Origin of the sequence: Saccharopolyspora sp. NPDC000359, from assembly GCF_040300525.1 — a bacterium.
Lineage (GTDB): Bacteria > Actinomycetota > Actinomycetes > Mycobacteriales > Pseudonocardiaceae > Saccharopolyspora.
Genome location: NZ_JBEPDU010000041.1, coordinates 31392 through 48739, shown reverse-complemented (window position 1 = coordinate 48739; position 17348 = coordinate 31392). Strand labels below are relative to the sequence as shown.

Genomic DNA, 17348 nt, shown 5'->3' with positions numbered 1-17348 from the left:
GGCACCTCCTACGGGAGTTCGATGACGCCCCAGAGCGCGAGGTTGCCGCCCTCGGGATAGCCGCCGGGAATCTGCGGGATGCCGGAACCGGCGGAGCCAACGGCCGAGGTGATGCGGTAGTAGGTCTGGCGGCAGTCGGCCGGGGACGCGGGGAACATCGGGGAGATGCGGCGGGAGTTTTCCCACACGAGTGCCTGCCCGAGGTAGTCGCCGCGGTTGTTCGAGGGGCCACCCGGAACCCACAGCGAGCAGCTGATCTTCTGGTGGATGGCGCCGTTGGTGAACCCTGGCGGGAGCTCGGTGTAGATGTTGCCGGGCGCGGCGTAGTAGCCGGACGACCCCCAGCGGAACAGCATGCGAATGGTCATCATCTTGCCGATGACCTGGTATTTCGCGTTGACGCTTCCACCGCTGCCGAGATGGACCGTCGAGCCGTCGCCCTCGGCCTTGAGCGCGGCGTTCCACGACTTCCATCCCGCGGCGCTGGCGGCCACCGACCACTCGGTGCCGGTCCACACCGACAGCTCGCGCTCGTTGAGGTCGTAGCGGAAGTCGCCCGCGCTACCGCCGGGTCGGTTGCCGTCGTTGTAGGACAGCCGAATGCCGCCCGGCGCGCGGGTGAAGCGGCGCCGGTCGGTCAGGTCGGCCGGGGCAATCGCGGTTGCCCCGGCCTTCACCCGTACCGCGGTCAGCACGATGCAATCGAGCCCCGACACCGACGGCTCGGTGGGGGACGCCGAGGCCACGCCCTTGACCACCTCGACGGTGAACGTGCGAGCGCCGGTGTCCTCCGCGGAGTCGACGACGCGCCCCACCACCAGGTCGATGCGGGGGTTGGTCTGGTCGGCCGGGTCGATGTCCAGCGTGCTGGTGGTCGGCAGCGTGCCGACGTAGCCGAGCTCCCCCGCCACGGGGATCACGCACTGTCCGGCGATGACCCGCACGGCCATGCCAGGCTGGTCGAGCGCGACGACGCCAAGCTGACCGTTGGACCCACCACCCCCGGCGAGTACCCCGCCCTCACGAGTGAGGTTGCCGGGCTCGGTGTCGAAACCGCCGGCGAACGCGGCGGCGAGCCCGGCGCGCATGTCGCGCGGGTCGAGCCGCTTGTTGACGAACCAGGGCGACAGCCCCTCGACGACACTGGGCATGCGGGAATCTCCTTCAGTACCAGGCTTGGCGATGCTCGACGATCAGCAGCGCATCGAAGTTGATCGCGTCGGCGGTGAGCTCGAACCCGGCGGACTCGCCGGGCGGGATCTCGGGCCAGGGGCCATCGCGGGTCAGCAGCGAGCGACGGTTTGCGGTGCCGCCGAGCAGGGGTTGGTATCCGGGGTAGCCGCGGGCAGTGAACGGGCCGGTGTTGATGAGCAGGAACTCGGCGGGGCCGAGAGTGCCGGAGTAGGCCAGGCTGGTCCCGGTGTCGACGTTGCGCACCACGGGCCGCACAATCGGGCCCCGGATCGTCAGCAGCGGTGAGGTGGGGGCGTTGCCGCCGTTGGTGATCCGGGCGACGCCAGTGTTGGCCATCTCCCCGGCGTGCACTCCGGGTTCGGAGGCGTCGACTCCGAGTGGGGAGGCGTCCACTCCACCGTCGCCGGGCATGGCCATGCCGGTCGAGGTGGATTCCCACGGCCCATACAGGCGCGGGTCCGGCGCGGCGAACTGCACCGACCAGCGGAACGCGGTGTCGCTGATCGGTGCCGTAGTGGGTGCGGAGTCGGGTTCGACGTCGGCGGCCAGGCGGTGGCCGTCCTCGATGCCCACCAGCTCGTAGAGCCTGCCGCCGTCCGGGCAGATCCCGGTGATGAGGCGCTGCGCCGCCCGTCGGGACTCCACGGACGGGCAGGCGCAGACGCCTTCCAGGGTGATGATCCGTTCATCACGGTGGGCCCGGCCGCGAAACGATCCGTCACCGCTGCGGGCGGTGCGGTCGGTCCGCGGCGCGGGCCCGTCGAACCATCCGGTGTCGTTGGTGACGAGCCATTCGCGGCCCTCGGCGTCGATGTCGCCGAGCACCAGGCCGCCGAGCACCCACCGGACCCGCTGCGGGAACGCCTGATTGAGCATCCGCCCCAACACCACGCCGATCACCCCATCCGGAGGTTCATGGCCAGCTCGCGGCGAACCGCGGTGGCAATGGACTGTTCGGACTGGTCGGCGCGCGGGTAGACCTTGATCTCGATCGGCCGCGCCCCGCCCTCGCCGTCGGTGGGCAGGTACCGGCGCACGGTGTCCCACTGCTCCGCGGTAAGCACTGGCTCGGGGTGGCCGGTGCGGTTCCACACCAGCGAATCGCCCGGCGGCAGATAGCCACCCGAGTCGTAACCGCCTGCGCGGTTGTAGGCCGCGGGCAGGCTGCCGTAGCGCGCGAGCGCGTAGCGCATGCTGGCAAGAATGTTGGCGAGCGGGTCGTAGATGTTCGCTGCCGCGCGCGGGTCGCGGTAGCGGGCGAAGGTGGGCCCGATAACCTGCATCAATCCCACGCTCGGGGTGCCGCGCTGGGCGTTAACGTCCCACCGGTTGATCGCGTTCGGGTTCCCGCCCGATTCCTGGTTCATCCGCCGCAGCGTGATGCCCAAGTAGTCGGCGGGCTGCCCGAGCATCGCGAGCGCCTGCAACACCAGCGGAGCCCATCGCTGGACCCCGGCGCCGACGTTGGCTACCGGCACCGCGCCGTAGCCGCCGCTGTCGGACTTGAACCACTCGGTGATCGACTCGACCGCTTTGCGAGGTATGCCCGTGACCAGGTCTCGCCACATCCCGCGAGCTCCAGCGGCGTCGCCGTTGAGGAAGTCGCGCAGCGTGGTGATCGCGCCGCCGATGCCGGGGATCCATCCAGCGATCGCGGCGAGCCCGTCGACGATGCCGCCCCCGGCGAAGCGGCCGACGCCGTGCCCACCGGTCGAGCCCGGCGGGCGGCCGGACAACTCCCGGTTGAGCGCCAGGATGATGTCCGGGCCGAGGAACCGCGTGGCCTCGGGGGTCAGCACGGACTCGCCGGGCGAGAGCAACGCGGGCACCGAATCGACGCCGGGCGCGTAGCCGGGCAGCACACCACCACCGGCAAGACGGACTTCGTCGAGCTTGTCGAGCCCGAACACTCCGGCGATGCCGTTCCACACGGGGCGGATGCCGTTGTTGTAGACGACGTCGATCACGAACTGGATCGGGGCCTTGGTGTACTCCTTGATCTTGTCCCATGCATCGCGGATCCAGTTCGCAGTTCGGTCGAACGCCTGGCCCACGAGATCAAGTGCCCAGCCGATCGCGTCGAACACGGGCTTGAGGATGTGATCCCACACCCACCGCATGCCGTCGATGAGGCCGCGCCACCCGGTACCGATGAGGTTGAACACCGGGCGCAGCGCATTGGTCCACAACCAGCTCGCGGCGGCCGAAATCGCATCCCACGCCGGTTTGAGCACGGTGTCCCACATGGTCCGCATGCCCAGTAGCGCCATTTCCCAGTTCCGGCGGATGGAGGAAAACACCGGCGAGAGCACGTTGGCCCACAACCAGTTCGCTGCGGCGGAGAGGGCATCCCACACCGGGCGGAGGACGTTCTCCCACGCCCACGAGATGCCGTCGAGCAGCAGTTGCCAGCCCACGGCGATCGCGTCGAACACCGGCCGCAGGATGTTGTTCCACGCCCACAGGGCAGCATTGGAAATCGCTTCCCAGACGCCGAGCACGATGTTGCGGAACGTCTCGGAGTTGTTCCAGGCGTAGACGAGCACGGCACCGAGCGCGACCACCGCGCCGATGATCAGGCCGAGCGGGTTGGCGTTCATGGCGGCGTTGAGCGCCCACTGCGCGCCGGTGACCAGCGCGGTGCGTGCCGCCCACAGGGTCATCGCGCCGTTGACCAACGCGACCGCCCCGGCGAACGACCCCACGCCGATGACCACCGGAGCCAACCACGTGGAGTTGTCCCGGACCCATCCCACGAATCTCTCGATGGCGGGGATCACGTGGCCGCCGAGGATGTCGACGAGCCTGGTTTGCAGGGCCCGCCCGAACTCCGTCAACCGGGTCTGCGCGTTGTCACGCAGCGTTGTGCCCATCGCATCGGCTGCCCCGCCGACCTCGCCGAGCGCACCCACGGCGCTCGATGGGTCCAGCGCGAACAGAGCGGATTGCAGATCCTCGGCCTGCGTGCCGAAGAGGTTCACTGCGGTCTGAGCTTGTGCCACGGGGTCCGTCATGCTGCGTAGGCGGTCCATCACCAGGTCGAGCGCGGCCGTGGCTTCGGGTCCGCCGCGGGCGATGCGGGCGGCCATCTCGTCGGCGGACAGGCCGATGGCCTCGAATCCCTCGACGGTGGTCGCGCTACCGTCCACGGCTCGGATCGCGAATTCCTTGATCGCGTCCGCGACCAAGTCGCTGTTGCGGGCACCGGCCTGCATGCCCTGCACCAGCAGCCCGGTCGCGGTCTGGGCGTCGAGCCCGAGCTTGGCGAACTGCACCGAGTACTCGGTCAGGGTGTCGAGGAAGTCGCGGGAGCGGTCGGCGCCCTGCTGGAACCCGCGGGTGACGATGTCGAGCGCGGCCGTGGCGTCGGGGACGAGCCCGGTTTTCAGCAGCTGCCCGACGGCTTGCGTCGCCTCACCCAGGTCTTGGTCGAAGGCGGTGGCGAGATTGAGCACCTTGGCCGTGATGGTCTCAATTTGCGCGGTGCTGGCCTTCTCCAGCACGAGCCCAGATTGCACGACGCCGCGGATGGCGTCGTTGACCTGCCCCATCGAGTCGCCGTATGCCTGGGCGTAGAGCGATCCGGCGATGCGGCCGTAGCTGGCGGACATCTCAGGGGTGGTGCCGAGCTGGGCGGCGAGCTTGTCGCCCAGCTGTGCGGACTCCAGTGCGCGGGCGGCGGTGTCGGCGGCGCCGCCGATGGCCAGCACTCCGGCGGCGAACCCGCCGACGGTGCGGGCCATGCTGCCCAGCGAGGCCCCGAACTTGCCGACGGAATCCTTAGCCCGCCCGAGCGACAGCGAGACGGAGTCGATGGCGTCCTGGGCGTCGGCCTGCGCACGCTCGAACCGCTTCTGCGCCGCCGCGGCCCGGTCCGAGGCGGTCGACAGACCGCGTTTCGCGGTTTCGAGGCGTTCCTCGGCGGCGGCGATCTGGCTGGCCTTGGCGTTGCCGTTCGCCCGGACCTCGGCAAGGCGCTGCTCGGCGACCCGGACGCGCCCGGCGGCGTCGGCTTCCTTACCGCGGGCGGCCTTCAGGGAGTCGGCGAGCTTGTCGACGCGCGCCTTGGCGGCCTCCAGCCCGACGCCCATCGACTCGCCTGCCCGGCGCCCGGCCTCGCCCGCGGCCTTGTCCAGCTCGGCGCCGACCTGCCGCCCGGCTCGGGTTCCGGCCCCGGCCGCTTCCTTGGCGAGGCTGGCTCCGAAGTTGCGCATGCTGGGCAGGACGTCGATCCACACCACCGAGCCGTCGGCCACGACGAACCCCCTTTACGCTGCTGTGGGTTTGAGGCTGTCGAGGTAGGCCACGACGTCCTCGGTGGAATGGCCGCCACGGTCGCCGAGCTGGTCGGCGAACTCATCGCCCGGACGGCGCTGCGGCTTGGGTTTCTTCGGTTTCGCACCGAGCGCGCCGACAATCGAGTAGGCCGACCAGCCGATGGCGTCGTGCACGTTGGCCACCAGGTGCTCAAGGTCGGTCCACCCGTCACCGCGCGCCCGCGCGAACGCGCCGTCGGGGGGCAGGTGCTCGATGAGGACGCGGAGCTGGCGCAGCGTGATCTCGCCGCGCCAGAACTCGGCGATGACGTCTCGCCCGTAGGTGGCGAGCAGGTCGGCCTCTACCGCTTCCGGCGCCGGGCCGAGGAGGTCGACCGCTGAGTAGGGCGGCCCTGGCCGTCCTGGTCCTGTTGGGTGCGCATGTACTCGCGCACCGCCAGCAGCACGACACCAGCCCGGCCACCGGTGGCGGTGAACCGCTGGTACTGCTCGACGCCGAGGTAGTGCTCAGCGACGTCGATGTCGTGGGACAGCTCCCGGAGCTCGTCCTTCCACTCGTCGTCGGCCATGATCGGGCACTTGGCCTCCCACTGCTCGCCCTTGAACGTGAAGGCGAACGTGTCGGGGCTGCCGGTGGCCTCCTCGCGCTGCGCCAGCAAGGCGTCCATATCGATGCCGGTCACGAGTTCTCTCTTCCTGGTGAGCTGATGGTGAGCAAGATGGGGGCCGCCGGGCGTGCTCACCAGGGCGCCGCGGCGGCCCCGTCAGGGGGCGTCGGTCAGGCGGCGGGCTGCTCCGGCGGTGGCGTGGGGAGGGTCCAGCCCTCCTTGAACAGCCGCAGCACCGAGATTTCGTCGGTGCCGGGGTAGGCGGTGATGGTGACCTGGTAGCCGATGAGCGTGTCGGACTTGTAGGTGATCTCGCCGCGCTCGGTGACTTCGGCGTAGGGCAGGAAGATGCGCCGGTGGTAGGTGCCGTCGATGACGTCGATGCCGAACGCGCGCAGGTCCCGCTTGGGCTTGCCCTTCTCCGCGAACGACACGATGGCGTCCGCGCCGGTGCCGGTCTGGGTCATGTCCTCCAGGCCGACCCGGTAGTACAGGCTGATCGTGTTGAAGTTCGACTCCCAGAGCGTGGCTTGGAAGGTCTTGGTGGAGCGGGTGATCTCGGTACGGATCGGGGTCGAGGACTGCCAGGGGGTGAACTCCTGCTTGTCCTCGTCGGTGGACTCGGTGATGCCGTCGTCGGAGATGTAGCCGAGGTCGACCATGCCGGACGCCCATGCGCCCATGTCGGTCGGGGCGGTGGTGCCGACGGGGCCGGTGTAGAGCGCGCCGGTCACGCCCAGCCGTGCCAACTCTGCGTTGAGCGCCATAAAAAAACTCCAAAGTGGACATGCGAAAACGCCTCGTACGGCGGGGTTCGCGGGTTGGGCGGGTGGTCTACGCGGGCCGGATGGTGAGCATGTCGGTGATTCCGAACCGGCGGATGTTCGGGTTGTAGTCCGGTCGCCACGCGGGTCCGGACTCCTGCAGTACGGCGGCGACGTGGCCCCACTGGTTGCCGTGGCCGCGCAGCGCGAAAAGCTCGTTGGACGCGCGCAGCGCGAGGTCGGCGGCCTGCTCGCGGCTGGTGGTGAACACGTCGACGTCGATGCGCGCCTGCCGGGCTAGCGGGACGGAACCGGGGTTCCAGGGCTGCCACCAGGCGGCGCCGCCGATGCAGGTCACCTGCACCACCGGCAGCGCTTCGTCGAATCGCGCGGGGAGGTCGACCAGGACCCGGACGCCGGGCAGCCGCTCGCGTAGCCAGTCGACCACCAGCGCCTCGGGGTCGATCACGTCTCGCTCGCCGCCCGGCCCGGCTTCGGCGGGGTCGCGCCGGGCTTCGGCCCGGTCGGCGCCGGGCGGGCGCGGCCTTCGCGGATCATCGTGGCGGCCTGGTCCTCGGGAACGTCGATGATGGTGCCGACCTTGCGCAGGTCGGCGTCGAACGCGATCTGAACGCGCATCGGCTACTCCTTGGTGTTGGCGGCGCGGCCGAGCACGCGGCGGCGCTCGCGGGTCTGGGTGCCGTACTCGCCTTCGGGGTCGTCGCTGGCGACGCGGGCGTAGGTACGGCCTTGAGGTCGGGTGCCTTCCTCGGTGGTGATCGAGGCGCCGGGGGTTTCGGTGGCGGCGATGCCGCGGGCCCGCCCGGCGATGGACTGCGCGCGCTGACGCAGTGCGGCGCGGACGCTGGGCAGGGCGACGATGCGCCGCCACTCCCGGTCGGTGATGCGGATCTGAGCGCGCGCCATCAGCCGCTCCAGCGCTGCACGTCGAGCTCGACGTGGTGCACCGCGGTCGGCCGGACCGGGTGCGGCCACCGCGCGATCTCGCCAATGACCTCCAGCGTGCGGCCAGCCCACTCGATGCGGTCGGTGGGCTCCACGTCGAGGTCGACCCCGGCGCGGGTGTAGATGCGCCACCCGGTGGTGACCATCTCCCGCGCCTCGTCCGAGCCGGATTCGGTGGCCGACCGCGGCTGCACCGACACCCCGGAAACCGTGGTGCGGGTGGCGTTGGGCCAGTCGCGCACCTCGTTGCCGTACCGGTCGATCACGACCGGGGCACGCAGGACGGTGATCGTCTCGCCGTAGATCACGCCGCATCACCCCGCCCGATCCGGTGCCGCTCCACCGCTGCCGACCACGCCTCGGTGATCCCGACACGGTGGTAGGACACCGAGACGCCACCGGTGGACAGCGAGGCCACGCCGGGCGCCTGGTCGAGGATCATCTGCGCTTGCTCCAGCACGACATCGGAGATGTCGCCGGGGATCTCACCGGGCAGGTAGCCGTGGTCGTAGACGACCCGGACAGCGCCGAGCCGGTCCGGCCAGCACCCGGCCGCGCGCAGCGACCCGGTGCGCGACCACTGGTAGCCGGTGACCGGCTTGCCGTCGACCTCCACCTGGTGCACGGCGGTGACGGGGACGGCGGGCAGCAGCAGTGACCGCGACCCGTCGCCGTCCACCACGATCTCGTCGCGTTCCACGGCGGTGACCGGGTGCCCGACCGCGCCCCGGAACCGCTCGGATGCCCGGTTGAGGGCGTCGAGCAGTCCGGGGTCCTCGGCGGGCAACCCGGTGAGCCGAGCGAGGGCAGCAGCATCAGCCAGCGGTGTCGTTTCCGCCATGCGCACCCCTTGCCGGTCGGCGTGCCTTGTGGCGCACGGGCTTCTCGCGGGTCTTGGTGTTCGCCTCGGGTTCCGCGGTGACGGTGTCGGCGGCGGCATCCGCGACCAGGCCGAGGCGCTGGGCGTCCTCGAGCCGGTAGCGGATGCCGTTCACCGTCACCATGCGGTGCTCGGCGTCCATCAGGCGCCAGCAGCGACGGTCTTGACGACGACCAACCTGTTCGGCTTCCAGATGACCTGCGCGGCGCGCAGCTCGGCGCGGACGTAGGTCATGTTGCGCTGCGCGTAGTCCTTGTGCTGGTTGAACGCCAGCACGCTCAGTCCCTCGCGGTCCAGCAGCGCCACCTGCTTGAAGTCGCCGAGGATCACCGTGCCCTGCGGAACCCGTTCGGAGATCGCGCGCGGGCGGCCCCAGATCGTGGCCGGGCCGGAGCCGAACGGGCCCTGCCCGTAGAAGCGCTGGTTGCCGTCTTCCATGAGATCCAGCGCCTCGTCGTCCTCCGGGTTCATCAGCACCGCGGTGACCTGGCCGCCCTGCAGCCGGGTGACCTTGGTGATGCCCTTGCGGATGGCCCGCACGAGTTCCTTGGCGTCGGTGCCGGGGGTGTAGGTCTGTTCCTGCACGCCGGTGGTGTTGAGCAGGCCACGCGGTTCGCCGTTCGCGCCGCTGCCGTTGAGCAGCTTGTCCTCGACGACCGAGTCGAGGCTGTAGCGCAGTTCGTTGTTCATGTACGAGGCGAACGCGGGGGCGTCGGCGAGCAGCTGGTTGGTGACGTCGTAGCCGTCGGCGTAGGTGTAGACCTTGGCGTCGGCCAGCTGCGTCGCCATGTCGCTGATCGGCTTGAGCCCTCCCTCACCCACGATCGCCGCGTTGCGCGTCACCGACGTGACCTGGACGTACTCGAAGTTCCCCGACGTCTGGCCGCGGTCGATCAGGTCCAGCAGCGTCAGCCGGTCGCGGTCGATCATGTCGACCATCGGCATCCGCACCGGCTGAATGCGGGCAACGGTGGTGTCGAGGGTGGCCTTGCGGCGGGCGAACCAGTCCGCGGCCGTGCCGACCTTGACGCGGCCGATGTTGACCGGCGTGCCCTGTCCCACCCCGGCCGGGTGCTCCTTACGGAACTCCTGGTAGGCGGCGGACTTGACGAACGCTTCGCCGAACGTGGCGGCGTCGGTCTGCTCGTCGCGGTCGCGGGTCGAGGTGACCGCGGTGGCAGTGGCGGACTTGCCCGCCAGCTCGGCGGCGGCGGCCTGCGCCTCGTCGGCGGCCTTGACCTTCGCGCCGAGTTCGTCGGCCTTGGCCTTGAGCTCGGCGACCTCGGCCACCTCGTCGTCGGTGAACTCGCGGCCCTCGTCGGTCGCGCTCTTGGCCAGCTCGGCCGCGCGCGCCAGGGTCGCCTGGTACTGCTCACGCAGCGTCGGCATCGGGAACTCCCGTCAGTAGTTCGTGCAGTTGAGACCAAGCGGCCACCTGGGCGGGCCGCGGGCTGGCCGACTTCGCGGGCGCCCCGTTCGGGTCGCTGGCGGCGGCGGGCTCGGGCTGGCCGGTGTCCTGGTCGGGGATGTCCGCACCGGTCGGTGCGGCGGTCTTCTCGTCGGTGGGTTCGGCGGCGGCGAGGACTTCGCCGATCTGCTCGTAGGCGGCGCGCAGCGCCTCGTAGTTCTTCGCCGAGAGAACCCGCCCGGCCTTCGCGCCCTCTGCGAGGCGGCGGGCCTTGGCGGCGAGCAGCTGGGTTTCCTGGTTCGCGCCGATCAGGCACGGCCCGACCTCGTGCACCCGCAGCTTGCGCAGCTCGTAGACCTCGCGGCCGTCCCGCTCGGCCGGTGCCGCGTCCTCGATGTCGTAGGCGAACGAGAACTGCGTGACCCGGCGGCCCTTGAGCAGCCGGTAGACCTGCAGGGCCTTGGGGTTGTCGAGGTCCAGTTGCCCGGTGACCACCAGGCCGTCGGCGGTTTCCTCGGCCTGGGTGACGTGGCCGATGTGGCTGTACGGGTCGGACCAGTCGTGCGCCCAGATCACCGGCAGCGGGTCGCCCTTGGCGGCCCACTCCGCCAGCGAATCGGCGAACGCTCCCGGTACCACCACATCGCCCACGCTGTCGACGTTGCCGAACACCGATACCAGGGCGGTGAACTCGCCCTCGGCGAGCCCGTCGGCGTCCCCGGCGGCCTTCACACGCGCGCCGAAATCCTTGGTCTGCGGCATCACGACTCCCTCATGGCTTCGTCGGGCGCGGTGTCCTGCGGGGACGCCAACCCGCCCTCGGTGACGTTGAGCGGCACCACCAGCTCGTCGGCGCCTTCCAGCGCGGGCAGGTTCGCGCGGGCGCGGGCCTCGTTGCGGGTCAACCACGGCCCGCCGGTGGACGCCTGCAAGATCCGGGCCTGTTCCTCGAAGCTGCCGCGCAACTTCGCTTCCACGTTGGCCTCGACGTAGAGCTGCCCGGCGCGGTCGAGCTGCGGGACGAGCAGCGCGTTGCAGGTCTGCTCGATCTGCGTCAGCCAGGGCCCGAGGTTGTCGCGGTAGAGCATCTGCCGGTACGCCTCGATGTTCGAGTAGGTGCCCTCACGCGCACCGACCAGCTCCGGGGCGATGTGGTAGGCGCTGGCCACTTCGGCGTCGGTGAGGCGGCGGCCTTCGATGTCCTGGGCGTCGCGCGGGGTGAAGGCGCTGACTTCCTTGACGGTCATGCCGTCTTCCAGCAGTGGCGTGCCGCCCTCCTGCCCGCCACCGCGGGTGAACCGGCGCCACATCTCCACGAACCGGTTTCGCGAGGACTCCGACCACGCGGGTGCATCCGCGGGGCGCTCGATCACCATCGGCACCCGCGCGCCGTTCTTCCAGACCCCGCGCCGGTAGGCCACGGCTTCGGCGGACTCGGCGAGGATCGTGTGCAGGGTCTCGATCGGCGGCACCCCGTTGGCCCCGCCCCAGCCGTGATCGAACACGAATCCGGCCGGGTCGTGCTCGGCGGCCTGGCCGTCGGGGTCGACGATGTGCACCGCGGCTACGCGGCCCCAGCCGTCGTCGAGCAGCCGCATGCGGGACGCGGGGATGCGCCGCAGCTCGTACCCCGAGTTAGTGTCGGCGTTCGGGAGCAGCTGGGCGCACCACCGGTCATGCAGCAGGAAGTCGACGAGAATGCCGTGCCAGAACCGAAACGGCGTCACACCCGGCGCGGGTTCGGCCAGCAGCCAGGCCAGCGGATGGTCGGTGACACGGGGCCGGTCGTTGACGCTGCGCCGCTCGAACACGTGCAACGGCACGCTCGCGACATTGCGGGCGATGAAGTCCACGACCTTGCGCACCGACGGCTGCGTACGCCACACGCCGGGGGCGTCGCTGGCCGCCTCGACCAGCGGGATGCCGGGATCGGGGACGATCACGGTGCCGTCGACCTGCCACGGGACCGACAGCGACGAAAACGTGGTTCCGGCCAGCGCGCCGCCGGAGCTGAACACCACCACGTCACACCACCTGCATCCACACCAGGCGGACGCGCTCCACGATGAGCTCGCCGTCCATGTCGGACGGCTCCAGCGCCGAGAGCATCCGGGCTTCGCGCAGGGTGAGGGTGTCGCGGTCGGCGCGCACCAGGACGCCGTCGAGGGTCGCGCCATCGAGGTGCAGCAGCACGCGGCGGCCGAGGTGCCGTCGGTACTCGCGCATCACGGCCTCCTGTTCAGATGATGATCAGCTCGGCGTCGTCGTCCTCGTACGCGGAGCGTTGAAGGGGCTTGCGGGTCATGGCCTCGGACAGGGCGTTGACCAGCGCGGCCACGCCGTCGATCTTGTCGCCGCTGTTGGCCTTGTCCGGCTTGACGTTCCCGGCCGGATCAGTCGCGACCGCGAGGTTGTCGACCTGCCACCGCCACGCCGGATTCCCGCCGTGCCGCAGCAGCGGCCGTTCCTCGGTCCCGGCCAGCAGCAACCGCTGAAGCTCCTTCAGCGGCGGCGACAGGGTCACGAACCCCTGGCGGACCTTCACCAGCGGCGCCCCGGCCTCGGTCAGGTCGTTGGTCAACTGGGTGGCGTTCCACGGGTCGAACCCGATCGACCGGACGTCGAAGGCGTCCACGTCGCGCTCGATCTGCAACCTGATCCAGTCGTAGTCGGCCACGTTGCCCGGCGTCACCGTCAACATCCCCTGACGGGCCCACACCGACGCTTCCCCCGCGGTGCGCTTGTCCAGCGCAGGCAGATTCGCCTCCGGCGTCCACAACCGCAGCAGCGCGTCGTAACCGCCGCGGACGTCGTCGGGGAACAGCCAGCACAGCGCGCACAAGTCGCTCGTCGAGGCGAGGTCGAGCCCGCCGTACGCCTCCCGCCCGGACAGCTTGGTTTCGTCGACGAGCGAGGCGTTGCGGTCCCAGGACTCCATCGTGAGGAACCGGGTTTCCTGCTTGGTGCGCAGCCCGCAGTGCAGGCGCAGGAACTTCGCCAGATCGGCCGGGGACTGCTGCGCCTCGGCCGCGGCCCGCGCCAAGTACGCCCTGGTCGGCGACACCCCGAAACCGGGGTTGGCCTTGCGCCACGTCGATTCGGCGAACGGGTCGTCGGCGGGCTCGGCGGCCCACACCACCCCGTAGGTGGTCGGGTCGGACAGCACCCCGGCGGCCAGCTGCTCGACCCGGCGCCGTTTGCGGTCGTAGATCGTGCCTCGCCGCCCCGAGTCCGCGGTGGTGATGATGACGATCAACGGCTGCGTGCGCGAGCCGGTGCCGGTCTCGATCGTCTCGACCAAGTCCGGGGTCTTGTGCACGTGCAGCTCGTCGACGATCCCGCAGTGCAGGTTCGCACCGTGCTGGGCGTCCGCCGCGCTGCTGACGACCTCGATGTAGCTACCAGACTTCGGGTGCACGACCCTCTTCTGGTGCGCCCGCACCCGACCCTTGAGCGCCGGGGACTTCTCCGCCAGCGTCTTGATCGGGCCAAACACGAACCCGGCCTGCCGCTCCGAGCTCGCCGCGGTGACCACCTGCGCGCCGGGCTCCCCGTCCGCGCACGCCATGTAGATCGCGATCCCACCCGAGAGCGTCGACTTGCCGTTCTTCCTGGGCACGTCGACGTACAGCTGGTTGACGATCCGCACGTACCCACCGGCGGCCTCGTCGTAGCGCACCCACCCGAACACCGGCGCCAGCACGTAGGCGATCTGCCACGGATCCGGCCGCAGCGACCGCCCCGCCCACTGGCCCTGCGTGTGCACCAGCGCGCCGAACGACCGCAGCACGCGGTCGACGCGCTCGGCGTCGAACACCGCGCCCGCCACATCGCGAGGCTCGGGCGTCTTGACCAGCGGCGGGCAGTCCGGCAGCGGGATGCCGCGCGAGAGCAGAAACCAGGCGACTTCCGGCGAAAGCTTCAACCGCTCCAGCTCGGCATCGTCGGGCAACTCAGGCTCAGAACGGGTTGTCCTCTTCCTCGCCACCCGAACCCCCCTTGGACAGGGCGGCCTCGGTCGACGGGGTCAACCCGAAGTGCGCCGCGAACGCACGCAGTTCTGTTCCAGCCGCTTTCGCGATCCCCACCGCTGGGTTCGTCGTCGTCCACTCCGACTCAGTGCCATCCTTGCGGGTCGACCGGTTCGTCACCGTCAACCCGTTCTCCTGCACGTTCCGGGTCGCCGCTACGAACCGGGCCCACGTTTCGCAGTAGGCGACCAGGACCGCCCGATCCTCTTCCTTAAGGATGTCGAGCCGCTGCAGACCAGGCACCACGCGATCCCACTCGGCCGCGGCCTCAGCCGACAGCCACTCAGGTGCCTCCGGGGCGATCCGCCGGAATGCTGGCCCCGTCGCAACCTTCCGGCCACCTGAGTCCGTTCCGTTCCCTCGCCCATTGAGCAACTTCAACGCCGCAGGCTGCATAGTCCTACCCACAGGTGCCTCCCTGCTTCAAACCCTATGCTAGCCCGCACGCGGGACTACTTCGGCAATTCCTTAATCGTCTTTCCCGGCGTATTGGCCACGCACCTCGGCCTACTTGTTCTAGGGAGTTGGCGGCGACTCAGCATTCCAGAAAGAAGGCGAGGCTGAAACAGGTTCAAGGCATTCGCCCGCCTCCTGTTTCAGCCTTCCGCCATGCATGGTGGTCACTCCTCCGTTGCCGCTCTGCTACCACTCCCGTTTCCACTGGTCAAGTCGGGGTGAAGTGACAGCTGCGACGGGCCCGAGCCCTCCTGCTGCAACGTGCTGGGTTGGAGTCCTTTGATGTACTCAACCCGTCCGGCGATCGCCGCCGTGAGGTTCTTCGTGGACACTTCAAGCAACGGTTCGTCGTGGATGCCTTCGCCTTTCGCGGTACTAATAAGGCATGTCGCATCATAGAGACGCTCGCGAACCAAGCGCTGAAATAGGATTCTATAGCGTTCCGTGTAGGAGGAGTCGTCAAAAGTTGGGTCAGTACGGTAAAGCGGCTTGCCCTGGTCTCTGACAGCTGTTGTGGAGCCGGGCGAGTGCTCGATCACGAACACAAATCCAAGCCACGGCTTCACCTTGCCCACGAGCCCAGCCTCGTAGGCCCTCCAAAGGTCAACCGCATTGCCGATCGCTTCCTCAGTACGGTTATTAAAGTTGTTCCCGAACGATCCTACTTGCGACTTGCATTCAATCGCGGCGACGAGAATTCCTTGGTAGGTGACCACAATGTCCCAGTTCTTCGCCCGCCGGTAGTGGCCAGGAAGCGGGATAATACCGCTCTTACGTATTTCGGCACCAAGCGTGAGGAGCGGACTGAACTGCCCCGCAATCAGATCGTGCATGGCGTTCAAGTGCCCGCCGCCTGTAACAGATCCTCGGGTTCCGGCGTCGACCTTGCCGGAATCGATTTGCTTCTGCGATTGCAGGTCTCGACCTGCCCAGAAGGCACGCACCGCTGCGTCGTAGTCGTTGAAGGTGGCTGTCACAGCGGTCACTCTGCCGCATCCTTCGTCGGCGCGAGGTCAAAATCAGCCAGATTGATACCGTACGCCCTCGCTGCAGCGTCGGTTGCACCCGCAACATCCCGGGCACGGAAGGCAACGCGCAGTGCGTTCCACGTAGCCTTATCGCGTTCGAGCACCAACGGGTCAGGCACTCGAAGACGCTTCAAGTACTGGGCTTGAAATCGCAGAGTTCCGCCACGCATTCGGACGCAGTACGCCTCGATGAACGCCTGGGCTACCCGCGACAGAAGGAGACCGCCGAGGACCTCCATATCCCACTTGTCAGAAACGACGTAATACAGATTGTGGTGCGGATAGTAGCCACCCGGTTCCAGGACAGGGTGTATGTGTGACTTCATATCCTGGAGTAGCAGCTTCGGCCTCGGAACAAGATCGGCATTCACCTTGTCAATCGTCCGGTACCAAGCCAAGGGAGCTTTCTTCGCAACGTGCCGCGCGCGCAGTTCCGGATACTGCGACAGATACGCCGACATGCGCGGATAGTCGCCGAGCGAGACTAGAGATCCATCATCATCCCACGGATTAATCAGATAGTTGCCCTGCCACTCAAATGTTCCGGACGTTAGATCATGACGCATCGCCAGCGGAAGGATTCGGTCGGGCTCAGCCACGTCCGGATCCTTGGTCACGTACACCTTGTCAGCGCCGGTAGCGACACCGATCGACACCTTCGTCCCAGTGCCCCCTGGATCATGAAGCGGGAAGAACATGTCGTTGAGATACTCAATCAGCGCCAATCTGGCTGGCGACCCAGTTGGCCAGAGTTCACATCCATCGAACCAGTGCGGCAACCGATGTGCTTTCACCGCAGTGTCGGCGAAACCCACCAGAGATTCGTCGCGGGACCATTTCGCGAGCGCTTGAGCCGAAGCCTCACCGAACCCGACCGTGGTGTCGGCGACCACGACGGAGCCCTGCGGTTTGTTCGCCAGGACAGTAATGGCCGGGTACGCCGAAACCTGCGTCTCAAAGGCATTAACATCATGCATCGTCCAGACGTGCTCAACGGCGTATCGGCTCGCTACAAGCTCACGGAGCGCGGAGCCGTACTGGTTTCGCATCCACCGGTCGGCGCAAATGAAACCGATCTTGCCTCCTGGCGCGAGCATACGGAGTGATCTCTCGAAAAAGCCGACATATATATCACCTCGGCCGCGCATGGTCCGCCAGGCACGACGGTAGTTTGCTGCCGCAGCCTCAGAAAGGTCATCATAGCGAATGTACGGCGGATTACCGATCACCACGTCTACCTGCCGGTCCTCCACCTCCCTTTCCAACAAGAAGTCGGCGTGTTGAACCCACTGCTCCGCCAATGTCGCGGCAACCGCTCCAGAGGCACCGGCCGTCGTGAGTAGGTTCTTGCAGAGCTCGCGTGCCAGGCCGACATGCCCCGGTTGGAGGTCGTAAGCCCTCACGGCTTCACCGAGCGACGCAAAGTCCCGACCATGTGCTTGGGCCGACTCGATCAACCGCTCAACCGCTGGCCCAAGAAACGCCCCAGACCCGCAAGACGGCTCTAGCAAGCGCAGAGCGCCAAGGTCTCGGTCCGAGGTGTAACCGGTGAGGTCGAGCAGCACGTCGACTACCCAGCGGCGAGTGAAGACCTCGCCGTAGCTCGCGGTTGGAACGGGATTGGTCAGCGTCACCTGACTTACTCTACGAGTCGGCACTGAACTCTCAACGACCGACGCCCATGCCCAGCTGTCGTAGATCAGCTATTGGCCTCCAAGACAGGGAAGTCGCTGCCG

The 17348-nt window shown here is 68.5% G+C and carries 21 protein-coding genes; 1 reads left to right on the top strand and 20 read right to left on the bottom strand.

Annotation, left to right across the window (positions count from 1 at the left end):
• Positions 1–8 precede the first annotated feature (8 nt).
• The 4 genes from ABT324_RS24345 to ABT324_RS24330 form a co-directional block, all read right to left on the bottom strand.
• Positions 9–1151 (bottom strand): hypothetical protein, encoded by a 1143-nt coding sequence (locus ABT324_RS24345; RefSeq protein WP_351181938.1) that lies wholly within the window; start codon positions 1149–1151, stop codon positions 9–11.
• 13 nt (positions 1152–1164) lie between these two features.
• Complete coding sequence (locus tag ABT324_RS24340; protein WP_351181935.1) at positions 1165–2070, bottom strand: phage tail family protein; 906 nt, start codon at positions 2068–2070, stop codon at positions 1165–1167.
• A gap of 20 nt (positions 2071–2090) precedes the next feature.
• Positions 2091–5285 (bottom strand): phage tail tape measure protein, encoded by a 3195-nt coding sequence (locus tag ABT324_RS24335; protein ID WP_351181932.1) that lies wholly within the window; start codon positions 5283–5285, stop codon positions 2091–2093.
• A 177-nt stretch (positions 5286–5462) separates the two neighbouring features.
• Positions 5463–5645: a hypothetical protein gene (locus ABT324_RS24330; RefSeq protein ID WP_351181929.1), complete on the bottom strand. Its 183-nt coding sequence runs from the start codon at positions 5643–5645 to the stop codon at positions 5463–5465.
• Here ABT324_RS24330 and ABT324_RS24325 point away from each other — a divergent pair.
• On the top strand, positions 5640–5852 hold the full coding sequence (locus ABT324_RS24325; protein ID WP_351181926.1) for a hypothetical protein: 213 nt from the start codon (positions 5640–5642) through the stop codon (positions 5850–5852). The genes ABT324_RS24330 and ABT324_RS24325 overlap by 6 nt on opposite strands.
• Here the strand turns inward: ABT324_RS24325 and ABT324_RS24320 are convergent.
• The 16 genes from ABT324_RS24320 to ABT324_RS24245 all read right to left on the bottom strand — a co-directional run bounded on the left by ABT324_RS24320 (position 5813) and on the right by ABT324_RS24245 (position 17246).
• Positions 5813–6154, bottom strand: coding sequence for a hypothetical protein (locus ABT324_RS24320; protein ID WP_351181923.1), 342 nt, complete (start codon positions 6152–6154; stop codon positions 5813–5815). The two genes, ABT324_RS24325 and ABT324_RS24320, sit on opposite strands and share 40 nt — an antisense overlap.
• A gap of 95 nt (positions 6155–6249) precedes the next feature.
• Positions 6250–6846, bottom strand: coding sequence for a phage tail tube protein (locus ABT324_RS24315; RefSeq protein WP_351181920.1), 597 nt, complete (start codon positions 6844–6846; stop codon positions 6250–6252).
• Positions 6847–6913: 67 nt separating this feature from the next.
• Positions 6914–7312 (bottom strand): hypothetical protein, encoded by a 399-nt coding sequence (locus tag ABT324_RS24310; RefSeq protein ID WP_351181917.1) that lies wholly within the window; start codon positions 7310–7312, stop codon positions 6914–6916.
• Positions 7309–7482: a hypothetical protein gene (locus ABT324_RS24305; RefSeq protein ID WP_351181914.1), complete on the bottom strand. Its 174-nt coding sequence runs from the start codon at positions 7480–7482 to the stop codon at positions 7309–7311. Before ABT324_RS24305 ends, ABT324_RS24310 begins: the two co-directional genes overlap by 4 nt.
• 3 nt (positions 7483–7485) lie before the next feature.
• Positions 7486–7770, bottom strand: a complete 285-nt coding sequence (locus ABT324_RS24300; RefSeq protein ID WP_351181911.1) for a hypothetical protein — start codon at positions 7768–7770, stop codon at positions 7486–7488.
• On the bottom strand, positions 7770–8117 hold the full coding sequence (locus tag ABT324_RS24295; RefSeq protein ID WP_351181908.1) for a head-tail adaptor protein: 348 nt from the start codon (positions 8115–8117) through the stop codon (positions 7770–7772). The genes ABT324_RS24300 and ABT324_RS24295 overlap by 1 nt, the downstream gene beginning before the upstream one ends.
• Positions 8114–8650, bottom strand: a complete 537-nt coding sequence (locus tag ABT324_RS24290) for a hypothetical protein (RefSeq protein ID WP_351181905.1) — start codon at positions 8648–8650, stop codon at positions 8114–8116. The genes ABT324_RS24295 and ABT324_RS24290 overlap by 4 nt, the downstream gene beginning before the upstream one ends.
• Positions 8625–8831, bottom strand: coding sequence for a hypothetical protein (locus ABT324_RS24285; RefSeq protein ID WP_351181902.1), 207 nt, complete (start codon positions 8829–8831; stop codon positions 8625–8627). The genes ABT324_RS24290 and ABT324_RS24285 overlap by 26 nt, the downstream gene beginning before the upstream one ends.
• A complete protein-coding gene (locus tag ABT324_RS24280; RefSeq protein WP_351181899.1) occupies positions 8831–10078 on the bottom strand; it encodes a phage major capsid protein in 1248 nt (415 codons plus the stop codon). Before ABT324_RS24280 ends, ABT324_RS24285 begins: the two co-directional genes overlap by 1 nt.
• Entirely contained in the window at positions 10062–10859 is a 798-nt protein-coding gene (locus tag ABT324_RS24275; protein WP_351181896.1) for an HK97 family phage prohead protease, read from the bottom strand. The genes ABT324_RS24280 and ABT324_RS24275 overlap by 17 nt, the downstream gene beginning before the upstream one ends.
• Positions 10859–12121, bottom strand: a complete 1263-nt coding sequence (locus tag ABT324_RS24270) for a phage portal protein (RefSeq protein WP_351181893.1) — start codon at positions 12119–12121, stop codon at positions 10859–10861. The genes ABT324_RS24275 and ABT324_RS24270 overlap by 1 nt, the downstream gene beginning before the upstream one ends.
• A 1-nt stretch (position 12122) precedes the next feature.
• Positions 12123–12323 carry a hypothetical protein gene (locus ABT324_RS24265; RefSeq protein WP_351181890.1) on the bottom strand — a complete coding sequence of 67 codons (201 nt, stop codon included), beginning with the start codon at positions 12321–12323 and terminating at the stop codon, positions 12123–12125.
• Between the two features lie 13 nt (positions 12324–12336).
• Positions 12337–14049: a terminase large subunit gene (locus tag ABT324_RS24260; RefSeq protein WP_351181887.1), complete on the bottom strand. Its 1713-nt coding sequence runs from the start codon at positions 14047–14049 to the stop codon at positions 12337–12339.
• A 7-nt stretch (positions 14050–14056) separates the two neighbouring features.
• Positions 14057–14509 (bottom strand): phage terminase small subunit P27 family, encoded by a 453-nt coding sequence (locus tag ABT324_RS24255; RefSeq protein WP_351181884.1) that lies wholly within the window; start codon positions 14507–14509, stop codon positions 14057–14059.
• Between the two features lie 239 nt (positions 14510–14748).
• Positions 14749–15570, bottom strand: a complete 822-nt coding sequence (locus ABT324_RS24250) for a PaeR7I family type II restriction endonuclease (RefSeq protein ID WP_351181881.1) — start codon at positions 15568–15570, stop codon at positions 14749–14751.
• Positions 15567–17246, bottom strand: a complete 1680-nt coding sequence (locus ABT324_RS24245; protein WP_351181878.1) for an Eco57I restriction-modification methylase domain-containing protein — start codon at positions 17244–17246, stop codon at positions 15567–15569. Before ABT324_RS24245 ends, ABT324_RS24250 begins: the two co-directional genes overlap by 4 nt.
• Positions 17247–17348: the final 102 nt, after the last annotated feature.

Coding starts and splice junctions, on each gene's coding strand:
- ABT324_RS24345 (WP_351181938.1), bottom strand. CDS start 1,151: ATGCCCAGTGTCGTCGAGGGGCTGTCGCCCTGGTTCGTCAACAAGCGG.
- ABT324_RS24275 (WP_351181896.1), bottom strand. CDS start 10,859: ATGCCGCAGACCAAGGATTTCGGCGCGCGTGTGAAGGCCGCCGGGGAC.
- ABT324_RS24285 (WP_351181902.1), bottom strand. CDS start 8,831: ATGGACGCCGAGCACCGCATGGTGACGGTGAACGGCATCCGCTACCGG.
- ABT324_RS24265 (WP_351181890.1), bottom strand. CDS start 12,323: ATGCGCGAGTACCGACGGCACCTCGGCCGCCGCGTGCTGCTGCACCTC.
- ABT324_RS24335 (WP_351181932.1), bottom strand. CDS start 5,285: ATGGGCGTCGGGCTGGAGGCCGCCAAGGCGCGCGTCGACAAGCTCGCC.
- ABT324_RS24280 (WP_351181899.1), bottom strand. CDS start 10,078: ATGCCGACGCTGCGTGAGCAGTACCAGGCGACCCTGGCGCGCGCGGCC.
- ABT324_RS24315 (WP_351181920.1), bottom strand. CDS start 6,846: ATGGCGCTCAACGCAGAGTTGGCACGGCTGGGCGTGACCGGCGCGCTC.
- ABT324_RS24340 (WP_351181935.1), bottom strand. CDS start 2,070: ATGCTCAATCAGGCGTTCCCGCAGCGGGTCCGGTGGGTGCTCGGCGGC.
- ABT324_RS24305 (WP_351181914.1), bottom strand. CDS start 7,482: ATGCGCGTTCAGATCGCGTTCGACGCCGACCTGCGCAAGGTCGGCACC.
- ABT324_RS24290 (WP_351181905.1), bottom strand. CDS start 8,650: ATGGCGGAAACGACACCGCTGGCTGATGCTGCTGCCCTCGCTCGGCTC.
- ABT324_RS24300 (WP_351181911.1), bottom strand. CDS start 7,770: ATGGCGCGCGCTCAGATCCGCATCACCGACCGGGAGTGGCGGCGCATC.